Below are 13,788 nucleotides of genomic sequence, written 5' to 3' on the forward strand. Positions count from 1 at the left end.
TGGCCATGACCGCGACAGACACCAACCGCGCAGGTCTGCGCCGCGATGGGCATCTGGAAAAACTAAAACTTTTCGGCCTTAGCTCGCCCGCACTGCTGATGGTGTTGGTTATACTGGTCATCCCCGTTGGCTGGCTGTTTTATGTGTCTTTTGTCGGCGCCGACGGGCAGTTCTCGCTGGAAAACTACGCCCGCATGATCAAACGCAAATCCTACTTCCGGATTTTCATGACAACCTTTCAGGTCAGCCTGCTGACCACGGGTATCTGCATCGTGATCGGCTATCCGCTGGCCTATTTCCTGTCGCAACTGCCCAGCCGTCTGGCCAATCTTTGTCTGATCACCGTTCTGCTGCCGTTCTGGACATCACTTCTGGTGCGCACCTACGCCTGGCTTGTCTTGCTGCAAAAGAAGGGGCTGGTGAACGATTGGGCGATCTCGCTTGGCCTGTGGGACGAACCGATAAAGATCGTGCACAACATGACCGGCACGCTGATCGGCATGGTCCATATCATGCTGCCGTTTCTGATCCTGCCGGTTTACAACGCGATGAAGGCGATTGACCGCGATTACCTCAAGGCAGCGTCGAACCTTGGCGCAAGCCCTCGCAAAGCGTTCTGGACAGTTTTCTTTCCGCTCTCGACGCCCGGGCTTTTTGCCGGGTCACTGATGGTATTTGTGCTGTGTCTTGGGTTCTTCGTCACCCCGGCGGTGCTGGGCGGTGGCAAGGTGATCATGGTGTCGATGAAAATCGTCTCGAACATCGAGCTTTTTGTGAACTGGGGGGCTGCCAGCGCGCTTGGCGTGGTGCTTTTGGTTCTGACCATGGCTATCCTCTGGATCGCTTCGCGGTTCGTGAACCTCGCGGCGATGACCGGGGGGGGACACTGATGCTCAACTGGCTCAAAAGTCCTGCGTCGGAAACGCAGATCACCCATGGCCAGCGGCTGTGGCTTTATGCCTTTGCGATCCTCATCATGATACTTTTGGTGACGCCCACGCTGATCGTGATTCCGATGTCTTTTTCAGACTCGCAATATCTGGAATTTCCGCCAGAGAAATGGTCGCTGCGCTGGTACGACAATTACTTTTCCTCACCCGAATGGATGCAGGCCACGGTGACCTCTCTCAAGGCCGCGTTTCTGACCATGCTGGTGGCCACCCCGGTGGGTGTGGTCGCCGCCTACGGCTTGCATACCTCGCGCATCGCACTGGTGCGACTGGCCTTCATGCTGCTGATCACGCCGATGATGGTGCCGGTGGTGCTGGTGGCAATCGGCGCGTTTTATGCCTTTGTCAAACTCAACCTGCTTTATTCACTGACCGGGCTGGTGCTGGCGCACAGCATTTTGGCGCTGCCGCTGGTGGTGATCGTCACCGGATCGGCGCTGAAAAGCTATGACATGAATCAGGAACTGGCAGCCCGCAGCCTTGGTGCCCCGCGCTGGAAGGCGTTCGTCACCGTCACCCTGCCGCAGATACGCTTTGCGGTGGTCACGGCGGCACTTCTGGCGTTTCTCACCTCGTTTGATGAAGTTGTGATTGCCATGTTCATTTCGGGCGGCGATAACCCGACTTTGACGCGCAACATGTTCAACGCATTGCGCGATCAGATCGACCCGACGATTGCCGCCATTTCGACCATCATGATCGTGGTGACATCGCTGATGATGGTCCTGGCGCAACTTTTTGGGCGTGGCCCTGCGGGAAAATAACGTGCAGCAATTTGACTATGTGATTGTCGGGGCCGGTTCTGCCGGGTCAGCGCTGGCCAGCCGCCTGACGGAAAGTGGAAAATACACCGCGCTGCTGCTTGAGGCGGGCGGGTCTGATCGGACGTTCTGGGTTCAGATGCCGCTTGGCTATGGCAAGGTCTTTCACGATCCGTCCGTGAACTGGCGCTACACGACCGAGCCTGATCCAAACCTTGACAACCAGCGCTCCTACTGGCCGCGCGGCAAGGTGCTGGGCGGCTCAAGTTCGATCAATGCGATGGTCTGGGTGCGTGGCCACCCAAACGACTATGCCGAATGGGGGGCCGCCGCCCCCGGCTGGGGCTGGGACGAGGTCGCGCCGGTTTTTCACCGCATGGAAGACTGGGACGGCCCGGCCAACCCCACCCGCGGCACTGGTGGCCCACAGGCGGTGCACGACGTCAAGGATGAGGTCCATCCCCTGACCCGCAGCTATCTTGAGGCCGCAGAACAGGCGGGGATCGCCACCAACCCCGATTACAACGCCGCCAATATGGAAGGGGCCGCCTGCTATCAGATATCGTCCCGCGGCGGCATCCGTGCCTCGGCCGCGCGCAGCTATCTATGGCCCGCCAAAAAGCGCCGCAACCTTGATATCCAAACCAGGGCGCATGTCACCCGCATCCTGTTTGACGGCACGCGCGCGGTGGGCGTGGAATACCGCCAAAACGGCCAGACCAGAACCGCCCATGCCCACGCTGAAGTGATCCTTTGTGGCGGGGCCATCAACTCGCCGCAACTGCTGCAACTGTCCGGTATCGGCCCCAGTGCTGTTTTGCAAAACCACGGGATTGAGGTGCTGTCCGAGTCCCCCAATGTCGGCCGCAATTTACAGGATCATCTGGGCAGCGATATCTACTACCGTGCCACTGTTCCGACGCTTAATCAGGAACTGCGCCCGATGCTGGGCAAGCTGCGCGCGGGCCTGCGATATATTCTGACACGCAAAGGCCCTCTGTCGCTCAGCCTGAATCAGGGCGGCGGTTTTGTGCGGCTTGACCCGGAGGCCCCTGGCCCCGACCTTCAACTTTATTTCTCGCCCGTCAGCTATACCCGCGCGCCCGTCGGCGTACGGCCTTTGATGAACCCCGACCCGTTTCGCGGCTTTCTGATGGGCTTTAGCCCCTGCAAACCGACCAGCACCGGCTATCTGCAAATCCGTTCGCCCGATCCGATGGCAGCGCCCGAGCTGCACCCCAACTATCTGGATACCGAATATGACCGCGCAATGATGCTTAAAGGCATCCACCTGATGCGTCGGATCGCACGCAGTCCGGCCCTGCAATCGGTGATCGAATCCGAGATGACACCGGGCGCGGATATCACCAGCGACGACCAGATCGCGGCCTATATCCGGCAAAAGGCCTGGACCGTTTTTCACCAATGTTCCACCTGCCGCATGGGTCGCGATGCAGGCGTATCGGTGGTGGATGCGCGCCTGCGGGTGCACGGCATTCAAGGCCTGCGCGTGGCCGATGCCTCGATCTTTCCCACCATCCCCACCGGCAATACCAACGCGCCTGCCATCATGGTCGGCGAACGCGCCTCGGACCTTATTTTACAAGACGCCAAAGGCTGAAAGGGTTTTTCATGAAACTGAAATCAATCGAAACGTTCACCAATCAGGCCGTCGGCTTTGTGCGGGTCACAGCCGAGGATGGATCACAGGGCTGGGGGCAGGTTTCCACCTATCATTCCGACATCACCTGTCAGGTGCTGCACCGGCAGGTCGCACCCTGGACGTTGGGGCAGGACACCACCGATCTGGATGACCTTCTTGATATCGTGGCCGAGCGCGAGCATAAATTTCCCGGCTCGTACCTGCGCCGGGCCATGGCGGGCCTTGATACTGCGATCTGGGACATGCGCGGCAAACAGGCGGGCAAACCCGTGGCCGAACTGTTGGGCGGGACGCCGGGACTTATCCGCGCCTATGCGTCGTCGATGAAACGCGACATTACCCCTGCGGATGAGGCCGCGCGCCTGAAACACTTGCGCGACACTCAAGGCTTTGACGCCTTCAAGGTGCGGGCAGGGGCCGAAGTGGGCCGCAACGCCGATGAATGGCCCGGCCGGACCGAGGAAATCATCCCGACCATGCGCCGCGAACTGGGTGACAACGTGGATCTGCTGATCGACGCCAACAGCTGCTATTCGCCGACACGCGCCATCGAAGTGGGCCATACCCTGCAGGATCACGGTTTTTGCCACTATGAAGAACCCTGTCCCTATTGGGAACTGGAGCAAACCAAACAGGTCGCCGACGCGCTGGATATTGATGTGACGGGCGGCGAACAGGATTGTGACCTGCCGACATGGAAGCGGATGATCGACATGCGGGCGGTCGATATCGTGCAGCCTGATATCCTGTATCTTGGCGGTATCTGCCGCACGATGCGAGTGGTCGAAATGGCCCGCACCGCCGGACTGCCGGTCACCCCGCATTGCGCCAACTGGTCGTTGGTCACCCTCTTTACCATGCACCTTCTGCGTGCCATCCCCAATGCTGGCAAATATCTGGAGTTCTCGATCGAAGGTGCGGATTACTACCCTTGGCAGGAAGGTCTCTTTGTGCAGTCCCCTTACACAATCGAAGATGGCCATGCGCGTGTGACCGACACGCCCGGTTGGGGCGTCGAAATCGATCCGGAATGGCTGGCAAGGTCAAGTTATCAGATCAGTGACCTGCCCTGAACAAACAAGGCCCGGGCATTGTTTCCGGGGCTTGCGGCAGGCCCCATAATATTGCTCTGGACGAGGAAACCGGCTGGATCAGGGTAAATCGTTTTGAAGCACTTTCGCAGCAGATCTTGCATCCAACGGTGCGAAAGTGGAATCCGGACAAACCGCATCTGATTACACCGATTTCGACATCACCCTGCGACTTGCGGTCTTAGGTGAAATCAATTGCGCCAATCGATTGCTCCGCGTTTCGCAAGTAACCAATGGCGTCAAACAGCCCTTTGTTTCGCCTCATGCGGGGGCGATAACTTGACGTAGGGGCCAGACAATGCGTTACTTTTTTCATTATCTGGAGTAATATCATGCGTTATGTTCCCCTGCTGATTGTGATGTTGCTGGTCCCTGCGGGCCTGCTTTTGTCAATTCCTGCGCCTTTCTGGGGCGGGGCCTTGTCCGGCCTTGCCCTGCTTATGTCGCTTGTCGGGCTTTATGATCTTTTTCAGAACAAAAGTGCGGTTTTGAAGAATTACCCGCTTGTGGCCCGGCTTAGGTTTTTGTTTGAGCATTTCCGCCCCGAAATACGCCAATATTTTCTGGAAAGCGATCACGAGGAAACGCCATTTTCGAGGGAACAGCGTGCGCTGGTCTATCGGCGTGCCAAGGGAATGGAAGGGCTTCGACCGTTCGGTACACTGCGCAATGTGAATGAGGTGGGGCACGAATGGATCAACCACTCGATCGCGTCTCAGCACCTTCCTGAGGCGCCGTTTACAGTTACTTTCGGCGGTCCGAATTGCAAAAAGCCTTATCAGGGGTCGGTCCTGAACATCTCGGGCATGTCTTACGGGGCGCTGTCGCCCAATGCCATCGAAGCCCTGAACCAGGGGGCAAAGGCAGGGGGGTTCGCCCATACGACCGGTGAAGGATCGATTTCAAAATTTCATCGCAAGCATGGCGGCGATTTGATCTGGCAGATCGGCAGTGGCTATTTTGGGTGCCGCACGGAGGGTGGTGTATTTGATCCCAAAAAATTTGCGGACACGTCAGCAGACGATCAGGTGAAGATGATCGAGATCAAACTGTCTCAGGGGGCAAAACCCGGCCATGGTGGAATTCTGCTGGGCGCCAAGGTTACCAAGGAAATCGCCGCAGCGCGTGGCATTCCGGTGGGCGCCGATTGTGTTAGCCCAAGCGCCCATAGCGCCTTTTCGACACCGCTTGAGCTGTGTTCATTCATTGATCGGCTCCGGTCTCTTTCAGGAGGCAAGCCGCTTGGTTTCAAGATGTGCGTCGGACATCCATGGGAATGGTTCGCGATTGCCAAGGCGATGAAGGAAACTGGTATCAGTCCTGATTTCATTACCGTTGACGGAGCCGAGGGCGGAACCGGGGCCGCGCCTGTCGAATTTGCCGATCACAAGGGTGCACCGCTTCGCGAGGGGCTAATGCTGGTTCACAATACGCTGGTCGGCCTTGGCATACGCGATCAGATCAAAGTGGTCGCGTCAGGCAAACTGATCAGCGCATTTGACATGTGCAGGGTTTTTGCGCTGGGGGCTGACAGTTGCAATGTCGCCCGTGGGTTCATGTTTTCAATCGGATGCATCCAGGCTCAGGCTTGTCATACGGGGAAGTGTCCGACCGGGGTAACGACCCAGGAACCGGGCCGATACAAGGCGTTGGTTGTGCAGGACAAAAGCACCAGAGTGGCTAACTTTCACAAAAATACGATGAAAGCGCTGAAGGAAGCCGTGGAATCGTCCGGGCTTTCCCATCCTTCGGAATTTACGCCAGACCACCTTATGATCCGGATTAACAGCCGCGAGGCACGCTCGGCGGCCAGCCAGTATTTGTGGCTGGAAACCGGGGATCTTGAGACAAACGATGCTGTACATCCGGCATTTGCGAAATACTGGAGTGCTGCTCAATCCGGATCATTTGCCAGCGCCACGTAAGGAAGGCGTGTAGCATTATTTCTATGTTTCAAGGTCGCTTGTCGTTTTGACGGCCGTTTCATGTATCCGCCGAGTAGGTACGTGCACTAAGCGGCAGTTCCTGGATCTTGTTTCGTAAGTTGCCAGCAAACAACGCTTCGGCACGGTTCAGGCGTTTGCGAGGGTTGAGCACCATGAAGATATCCACCTGAGGCGGGTCGTCATAGGGTGGCAGACGCCAAAGCAACCCTCGATCCACGTCCGGCGCGGCCACGTGAATGGGCAGGGAACCAATGCCCATCCCGCACTGGACCATCCGACGTACCTCTTCAAGCTGAGACGAGCGGCCCACGATATCATAATCAAGCCCCCATTTGCTGCGCAGCAGGGCAACCGGACGCAGTGCATCATTCAGATCATCGGTATCGAATGACACGGCTGGGTAATTCCGCAAATCAGCCAGCGTCAGCCCCTCGCAGCCAAACAGCGGGTGCGAAGGGCCACAATAAAAGCCAAAGAATTCACGGTACATGTGATCGTAATCCAGGTCAGAAAATTTGCGGCTGACCAGACAGATGCCAAAGCTGGCCAGGCGTTCGCGGACGCTGTGGATCACCCGCGCGCTGGTATCAATCCGGAGATTGAAGCGTACTTTTGGATGGTTTGCACTCATGGCGCTTAATTCATCGTCCAGCAGCGGCGTCACCACGTGGCTGGCGAGCATGATGTTGATTTCTCCCGATACTTCCTGCTCGGCATCATGGGTCAGTTCCGGAAGACGCACCACGCCGGAAAAAATCTCGGTACATTCCGAATGTAACTGACGCCCTGCAGCTGTCAGCCTGAATGTCCCATGGCCCCGATCAACCAGGCGGCAGCCCAGTTCGGTTTCAAGTCGTTGCAGTGCCAGGCTGACCGACGGCTGCCCCCTTAGCAGGCGGTGAGCGGCGCGGGTGATGCTGCCCTCTTCGGCGATAACCAGAAAGGTGCGCAGCAGGTTCCAGTCAAGCTGGAAGGCAAATTTCGTGTCGATATCGAAGGACATTGATTTCATTAATCCTATACATTTTAAGTATCAATTTGGTCAATTTTCCGAATGCGTGCAATAGATTAAACAGGGAGAAATACATTTGTCAGATCAAAGCCTGCCTGCCGACCGCCGTCCCTGGATTTTGTTATCACCTGCCTTGGTTTTCATAACCTTGCTGGTGGTGATCCCGATGGCATTCATTCTGGTCTATTCGTTCTATGAAAATATCGACCTTGCGGTAGATGTTCCCGCCTTTCAGTTCGGAAACTGGGAGGAACTGTTGACCGACAGCTATTATCATACGGCAATCTGGAAAACACTGCGCCTGTCGTTTATCGTGACCGTGCTGGCAGCGGTGCTGGGCTATATTCCGGCCTATGTCATCGCGATGACCCGTTACCGTCATAAATGGTTACTTTTGCTGCTTTTGATCCTGCCATTCTGGATCAGTTTCATTATCCGTACCCTCAGCTGGATTCATATTTTCGGCAATCAGGGCGCCCTTAACGGTTTGATGAACCTGCTAGGTCTGGGAGATCTGCCAATCCAGATCATGTATACCGAGTTTACGGTGATCGTCGGCTTCATCCACGTCTTCCTGCCTTACATGATCCTGAATATCTATGTCAGCCTTGAAGGGATTGATACCAATCTTGAGCCCGCAGCGCGCACGCTGGGCGCTACGCCATGGCAGGCCTTCCGCGAGGTCACGCTGCCGTTGTCTCTGCCGGGGCTCGCAGCGGGTAGCCTGCTTGTGTTCGTGCTGACCGGCGGCAGCTATGTTACGCCGCTTATCCTGGGTGGCCCCAGTGATTTCCTGTTTGGCAACCTGGTTTATGATGCGGTTGTGACTGAACTGAACTGGCCAATGGGCGCCACGCTTTCATTCACCCTGTTGTTCATTCTGGGCAGCGTTGTCGTGATTTACAGCCGGTTCATGGGGATGAATCAGCTGGCCAAGGCATTTGGGTGAGGGGGCGGTCATGCGGGTCTGGTCACTGCTGAAATTCTACACCGTCCTGGTTTATACCTTCATGTTCGCGCCGATCATGGTCGTGCTGGTTCTGGCGTTCAACTCGTCGCAATTTGGCGGTTTCCCGATCGAAGGATTTTCGTTGCGCTGGTTTTATGCGCTGGCTGAGAATGATGCGATCATCCGTGCTTTGCGCACGTCGGTCATGCTGGGGCTGCTGACCGCGCTGATCGCGACAACGCTTGGCATTCTCGCCAGCGTGGCGCTGGTACGCTACCAGTTTCGCGGCAAGCAGTGGATCACGACCTTTTTGATCTCACCCGTACTGGTGCCTGAAACCGTGCTGGCAGTGGGGCTGTTGATCTTTATGCGCTGGTTGCACATGCCGCGTAGTTTTGCCCTGTTGCTGATTGGACACTCGATTATTGCGCTGCCTTTCGTGGTATTGGTCGTGCAGGCGCGGCTGATCGGTATCCGCAAGGATTATGAAGAGGCCGCGCGCTCGCTGGGGGCCAGCCCGCTACAGACGTTTTTCCAGATTACGCTGCCGCTTTTGCTGCCTGCGGTTTTTGCTGGTGCCCTTTTTGCCTTTACCATTTCGTTTGACAATATAACCGCTACTATCTTCTGGCGGCCTGCAGGAATGGAAACCGTGCCGACCCAGATTTTTGGCATGTTGCGCAACTCTGTCAGCCCCGAGATCAATGCACTTGGGTTCGTGATGATCTGCATTACCGTGGGCGTACCGCTGCTGGCAGGAGGGCTGGCGCGTTATTTCTCACGCAAGAAAATATAATACCAACCTCAAAGGGAGACTACCAATGACAAAAAAAGTTGACGATACAAAACGCTATGAGCAGCTGCGCGAAAGGATGGGAAATGGCGACATGGACCGCCGTTCGTTCTTTGGCTTGCTTGGGGCCGCAGGCCTGTACACCGGCCTGTCCGGCGGGATCATGACCGCGATGGCCAAGCAGGCTCGTGCGGCCGGCACCGAGTTGAATTTCGAAGGCTGGGGTGGTGTTGTATCCGAAGCCCTGCGCAAGAACGCCTTTGATCCTTACGAAGCCGCCACCGGCAACAAGGTGATCGATGCCACCTTTGGTGGTGAAAACGAGGTGCTGACCAAGGTCAAGGCCGCGGGCAACACAAATGGCCACAACATCCTGCATAATTCGGGGGTGACCTGGTATAAACGCTGGGTTGATAACGGATTTCATACGGTGCTGAACGAGGCCAACATCCCCAACATGGCCAATGTCATGACTGCGATGATCGAACCCTTCCGCAAGATCACGCCCGATGGCTTGTCCGCTGTGCCCTATGACTATGGTACCACGGGGATCGCTTATAACACGAAATACGTTTCCAAAGAGAAGGCCGAAGAACTGGGCGCTGCCTTGCTTCTGGATAAAGAATTGAAAGGCAAGATCGGCGGCTGGGGTGGCGACTGGGCCAACCGTGCCTGGTATGGTGCCCTGCAGACCAATCAGGACCCGAACGACATTCAGGATTGGGATGCGGTCTGGGAGAAGGCCCGCGAACACCGCGATCTGGTGCTGAAATACTGGGGTTCAGGCGCCGAATTGATGGATCTTCTGGCCAAGGAAGAAATCTATGTGACCGAGGCCTGGTCAGGCCGCGTCGCTGCGCTTCAGGCGCAAGGCCATCCGATCGCATATATGGATCCGCCCAACGGTCTGGCCTGGATGGAAACCATGTTCGTGCTCAAAGGGTCGCCCATGGCCGAGGCCGAGGAACTGCTGAACTTCATGCTAGATCCTGAAACCGCCATCGCTGTGGCCGCAGGGCAAAAATATCCCTCGTCACTTGATCCGACCAAAGTTCCGATGCCCGAAGAAGTGCAGGCGCTGCCCGCTTTCGATCCGACCGGCAAACTGGACAGCCTTGTTTTCCGTGATCCGGCCAAATGGAACACGGTCGAAAAAGAACAAAGCAAGATGTGGAACCGCGTCCAGAAGGGCGGCTGAGTTTTCTCTTTCCGGATGGGCCGCTTTTGACGGCGGCCCATTCCCCAAACTTTCATATGGAATTTTAAAATGGCACGTGTGCAACTTGTTGATCTGCGCAAAACGTTCGGAGCCGTGCAGGCAGTAAGCCGCGCCAATGTGGTGTTTGAAGAAGGCTCGTTCACCACGCTTCTGGGGCCTTCGGGCTGCGGCAAGACCACGATCTTGCGCATGGTTTCGGGGCTTGAAACACCCACCAGCGGCGACATCCTTATTGGCGATAAGCGCATCAACGACGTGCCCATCCACAAACGGAACCTTGGGCTGGTTTTCCAGAACTACGCATTGTTCCCGCACCGCACCATTGGTGAGAATATCGCCTTTGGGCTCAAGTATCGCGATGTGCCCAAGGAAGATGTTGCCCGCAAGATCAAGGAATCGCTTGATATTGTGCGTCTCCCCGGTGTCGAAGACCGGTATCCCAGCCAGTTGTCTGGTGGTCAGCAACAACGCATCGCGCTGGCCCGTGCCATCGTGATTGAACCCGATGTTCTGCTGCTGGATGAGCCGCTTTCGGCGCTTGATGCCAATCTGCGAGAGGATATGAGGGTCGAGTTGAAGGCGATTCAGGATCGCATCGGAGTGACGTCGATATTTGTAACGCACGATCAATCCGAAGCCCTGGCGATGTCGGACAAGATCATTGTCATGAGCGCCGGTCAGGTTGAACAGATTGGCACGCCGGAAGAGGTTTATAACAGGCCCGCATCCGCCTTTGTGGCCCGGTTCCTGGGGGCCTCAAACCTGCTGGACGCACAGGTAGTCGGGCGTGACAAAAACCATGTTGTTCTGGAAACCCCGGAATTCGGCAAGACCGCCGTGCCATTGTCCCATGCTGCGACGCTGGGACAGGCAGAACGCGCAAAGCTGATGATCCGCGCGGAAAAACTGACCCTTGGCCCCAAAGGCAATTCCGGCGCCGAGGCCGTGGTGGAAACCGTCGATTATCAGGGCCAGCTTGCCCGCTATTTCCTGCGGGTGGGGGATACCCAGATGCAGGCGATGAACATGATTGACGAGAAACCTTTTTTAGCGGGCGAAACCGTTTCGCTGTCGCTTAACCCCAACGCCTGCAGCGCGTTGCCCGAGGATAAGCAGGAATGACAAGCCGTCTTTTCTATCAAACCCGTCTTGAGCGTCCGCAACTTGACCGCGCTGACGGCATTTATATGTGGGATACCACGGGCAAGCGTTATATCGACGGCTCGTCCGGGGCGATGGTCAGTAATATCGGCCACTCAAACCCAAATGTGCTGGATGCCATGCGCAAGCAGATGGAAAGCTCGACCTTCGGGTATCGTTTGCATTTCCAGACCGAAGCGTCTGAGTCGCTGGCCGAACGTGCCGCCGAACTGGCACCGGACGGAATGAACCGGGTTTTCTTTGTCTCGGGGGGGTCGGAAGCCACCGAAAGCGCGATGAAACTGGCCCGGCAATATGCCCTGACCCAGGGTGAGGCACAGCGCTACAAGGTCATTTCACGTATGCCGTGTTATCACGGATCAACCCTTGGGGCGTTGGCGGTTACCGGTTATGCCCCCATGACGGCGCCGTTTGATCCGATGATGCGCGCCATGCCCAAAATCCCTGCGCCTCGTGCCTATCTGGACGGGCTTGATCCAGATGATCCGGCGACCGGACTGCACTATGCCCAGATGCTTGAGAACAAGATTCTGGACGAGGGGCCTCAAACCGTGCTGGCCTTTATTGTCGAACCCGTCGGCGGCGCGTCGACCGGGGCACTGGTGCCGCCAGCCGGGTATATGCAGCGCATTCGTGAGATTTGTGATCAATACGGCGTGTTGCTTATTCATGACGAGGTAATGAGTGGCGGCGGGCGTACGGGCCGCTTTTTCGGTGCGGACCATTGGAATACGGTGCCCGATATTATCTGTCTTTCAAAAGGTTTCGGCGGCGGGTACGTGCCGCTTGGTGCTGTTATCGCCCGCGATGACATGGTCGAGGCAGTGCTGGATGCGGGCGGCTTCATCCATGGCCATACCTATGCCGGCAACCCGCTGGCCTGTGCCGCCGGGCTGGCGGTGATTAACGAAATTGAAACCAACGACCTGACAGGCAACGCCGCCCGGATGGGCGATCTTCTGGCCGGGCATCTGCGCGATCTGATGCAGAAATACCCGATCATCGGCGATGTCCGCGGCAAGGGCCTGTTGATGGCGTTTGAACTGATGCTGGACCGGCAGACCAAAACGCCGCTGCCCACCGGGCTGAACGCCTACAACAGGTTGGTCGATATCGCCTATGCCAACGGGTTGATCATCTATTCCCGCCGAACCCGCGGCGGTTTGACTGGTGATCATTTTCTGGTGTGCCCGCCGATGATCACCACCGAGGTGCAACTGCAAGAGATAATAGGTTTGCTTGATACCTCTTTGGCCGAATTCGTGGCCGATTTGCCTGTTGAGTTAATGAAATCCAACTGAGAAGGCCCCAGCGATGTCAAAGACGATCATCACCTGCGCTGTGACCGGCTCGATTCATACGCCGTCGATGTCCCCGTATTTGCCATACAAGCCTGCAGATATTGCAAGCCAGGCCGTGGGGGCGGCCAACGCAGGGGCAACCATCCTGCACCTGCACGCACGTGATCCGGAAAACGGGCGCCCCTCGGGTGATCCATCGCATTACGCGCAGTTCCTGCCAAAAATTGCGAGCGAATGCGACGCTGTTCTGAACCTGACAACCGGCGGCAGCGCGATCATGACACTGGATGACCGGCTGAAGGCCGCACTGCATTTCTGCCCTGAGATGTGCTCGCTCAACATGGGTACGATGAATTTTGCACTTTACCCGATGGCTGAAAAACAACGCGACTGGCAGTTTGACTGGGAAGAGCCGTTTCTGCGCAACACCGATGATCTGGTATTTAAGAACACCCCTCGCGATATTGCCGGCATACTGACCCGCATGGGGCAGGAGCGCGGCGCGCGGTTCGAGTTTGAATGCTACGACATCAGTCACCTTTACATGCTGCGCCATTTTGCGGATCGCGGATTGATCAAGGCCCCATATTTCATACAGTTCGTGTTTGGCGTTCTGGGGGGGATGGGCCCGGATCCTGAAACTCTGACCCATATGATCCGGCTGGCCGATACGCTTTTTGGAGACGAGTACATGTTCTCGGTGCTTGCCGCCGGGCGTCATCAGCTTCCGATGGCCGAACAGGCGATCAAGCTGGGGGGCCATGTGCGTGTCGGGCTGGAGGACAACCTGATGATAGAGCGTGGTGTGCTGGCCCGATCAAACGCGCAGCAGGTCGAGAAGGTGCGTGCGATCATTGAAGGGCTGGGTCACACCGTCGCCACGCCAGCAGATGCGCGCGCCATGCTTGGCTTGAAAGGCGCGGACAAGATCGCGGTCTGAAC

Annotated in this window: 12 protein-coding genes; 11 read left to right on the plus strand and 1 reads right to left on the minus strand. The window is 56.9% G+C overall.

What is annotated here, in order from left to right; genetic code table 11:
- The first annotated feature begins 5 nt into the window (after positions 1-5).
- The 5 genes from PEL8287_RS18225 to PEL8287_RS18245 all read left to right on the plus strand — a co-directional run bounded on the left by PEL8287_RS18225 (position 6) and on the right by PEL8287_RS18245 (position 6,390).
- Entirely contained in the window at positions 6-890 is an 885-nt protein-coding gene (locus PEL8287_RS18225; protein WP_139837860.1) for an ABC transporter permease, read from the plus strand.
- Entirely contained in the window at positions 890-1,714 is an 825-nt protein-coding gene (locus tag PEL8287_RS18230) for an ABC transporter permease (RefSeq protein WP_085893876.1), read from the plus strand. The genes PEL8287_RS18225 and PEL8287_RS18230 overlap by 1 nt, the downstream gene beginning before the upstream one ends.
- 1 nt (position 1,715) lies before the next feature.
- Positions 1,716-3,332, plus strand: a complete 1,617-nt coding sequence (locus tag PEL8287_RS18235; protein ID WP_085893877.1) for a GMC family oxidoreductase — start codon at positions 1,716-1,718, stop codon at positions 3,330-3,332.
- 11 nt (positions 3,333-3,343) lie between these two features.
- Complete coding sequence (locus tag PEL8287_RS18240) at positions 3,344-4,447, plus strand: mandelate racemase/muconate lactonizing enzyme family protein (RefSeq protein WP_085893878.1); 1,104 nt, start codon at positions 3,344-3,346, stop codon at positions 4,445-4,447.
- A 350-nt stretch (positions 4,448-4,797) separates the two neighbouring features.
- Positions 4,798-6,390 carry an FMN-binding glutamate synthase family protein gene (locus PEL8287_RS18245; protein WP_085893879.1) on the plus strand — a complete coding sequence of 531 codons (1,593 nt, stop codon included), beginning with the start codon at positions 4,798-4,800 and terminating at the stop codon, positions 6,388-6,390.
- 58 nt (positions 6,391-6,448) lie between these two features.
- On the opposite strand, the gene PEL8287_RS18250 is transcribed toward PEL8287_RS18245, so the two are convergent.
- Positions 6,449-7,423, minus strand: coding sequence for a LysR family transcriptional regulator (locus PEL8287_RS18250; RefSeq protein ID WP_217807694.1), 975 nt, complete (start codon positions 7,421-7,423; stop codon positions 6,449-6,451).
- A 76-nt stretch (positions 7,424-7,499) separates the two neighbouring features.
- Between PEL8287_RS18250 and PEL8287_RS18255 the strand changes: the two genes are divergently transcribed.
- From PEL8287_RS18255 to kce, 6 genes are all read left to right on the plus strand, one after another.
- Complete coding sequence (locus PEL8287_RS18255; RefSeq protein WP_085893880.1) at positions 7,500-8,372, plus strand: ABC transporter permease; 873 nt, start codon at positions 7,500-7,502, stop codon at positions 8,370-8,372.
- A 10-nt stretch (positions 8,373-8,382) separates the two neighbouring features.
- Positions 8,383-9,168, plus strand: coding sequence for an ABC transporter permease (locus PEL8287_RS18260; RefSeq protein WP_085893912.1), 786 nt, complete (start codon positions 8,383-8,385; stop codon positions 9,166-9,168).
- A gap of 25 nt (positions 9,169-9,193) precedes the next feature.
- Positions 9,194-10,363 (plus strand): ABC transporter substrate-binding protein, encoded by a 1,170-nt coding sequence (locus PEL8287_RS18265; RefSeq protein WP_085893881.1) that lies wholly within the window; start codon positions 9,194-9,196, stop codon positions 10,361-10,363.
- Positions 10,364-10,432: 69 nt separating this feature from the next.
- Positions 10,433-11,506, plus strand: coding sequence for an ABC transporter ATP-binding protein (locus PEL8287_RS18270; RefSeq protein WP_085893882.1), 1,074 nt, complete (start codon positions 10,433-10,435; stop codon positions 11,504-11,506).
- A complete protein-coding gene (locus PEL8287_RS18275; protein WP_085893883.1) occupies positions 11,503-12,846 on the plus strand; it encodes an aminotransferase family protein in 1,344 nt (447 codons plus the stop codon). Before PEL8287_RS18270 ends, PEL8287_RS18275 begins: the two co-directional genes overlap by 4 nt.
- A gap of 13 nt (positions 12,847-12,859) precedes the next feature.
- Complete coding sequence (kce, locus tag PEL8287_RS18280; protein ID WP_085893884.1) at positions 12,860-13,786, plus strand: 3,5-dioxohexanoate:acetyl-CoA acetone transferase; 927 nt, start codon at positions 12,860-12,862, stop codon at positions 13,784-13,786.
- The last annotated feature ends 2 nt before the right edge of the window (positions 13,787-13,788 follow it).

Origin of the sequence: Roseovarius litorisediminis, assembly GCF_900172295.1 — a bacterium.
In the GTDB taxonomy this organism is placed as follows: domain Bacteria; phylum Pseudomonadota; class Alphaproteobacteria; order Rhodobacterales; family Rhodobacteraceae; genus Roseovarius; species Roseovarius litorisediminis.

Excerpts from the sequence above, each read along its gene's own strand:
- PEL8287_RS18225 (WP_139837860.1), top strand. The coding sequence starts at position 6 with ATGACCGCGACAGACACCAACCGCGCAGGTCTGCGCCGCGATGGGCAT.
- PEL8287_RS18230 (WP_085893876.1), top strand. The coding sequence starts at position 890 with ATGCTCAACTGGCTCAAAAGTCCTGCGTCGGAAACGCAGATCACCCAT.
- PEL8287_RS18240 (WP_085893878.1), top strand. The coding sequence starts at position 3,344 with ATGAAACTGAAATCAATCGAAACGTTCACCAATCAGGCCGTCGGCTTT.
- PEL8287_RS18245 (WP_085893879.1), top strand. The coding sequence starts at position 4,798 with ATGCGTTATGTTCCCCTGCTGATTGTGATGTTGCTGGTCCCTGCGGGC.
- PEL8287_RS18250 (WP_217807694.1), bottom strand. The coding sequence starts at position 7,423 with ATGAAATCAATGTCCTTCGATATCGACACGAAATTTGCCTTCCAGCTT.
- PEL8287_RS18260 (WP_085893912.1), top strand. The coding sequence starts at position 8,383 with ATGCGGGTCTGGTCACTGCTGAAATTCTACACCGTCCTGGTTTATACC.
- PEL8287_RS18265 (WP_085893881.1), top strand. The coding sequence starts at position 9,194 with ATGACAAAAAAAGTTGACGATACAAAACGCTATGAGCAGCTGCGCGAA.
- PEL8287_RS18270 (WP_085893882.1), top strand. The coding sequence starts at position 10,433 with ATGGCACGTGTGCAACTTGTTGATCTGCGCAAAACGTTCGGAGCCGTG.
- PEL8287_RS18275 (WP_085893883.1), top strand. The coding sequence starts at position 11,503 with ATGACAAGCCGTCTTTTCTATCAAACCCGTCTTGAGCGTCCGCAACTT.
- kce (WP_085893884.1), top strand. The coding sequence starts at position 12,860 with ATGTCAAAGACGATCATCACCTGCGCTGTGACCGGCTCGATTCATACG.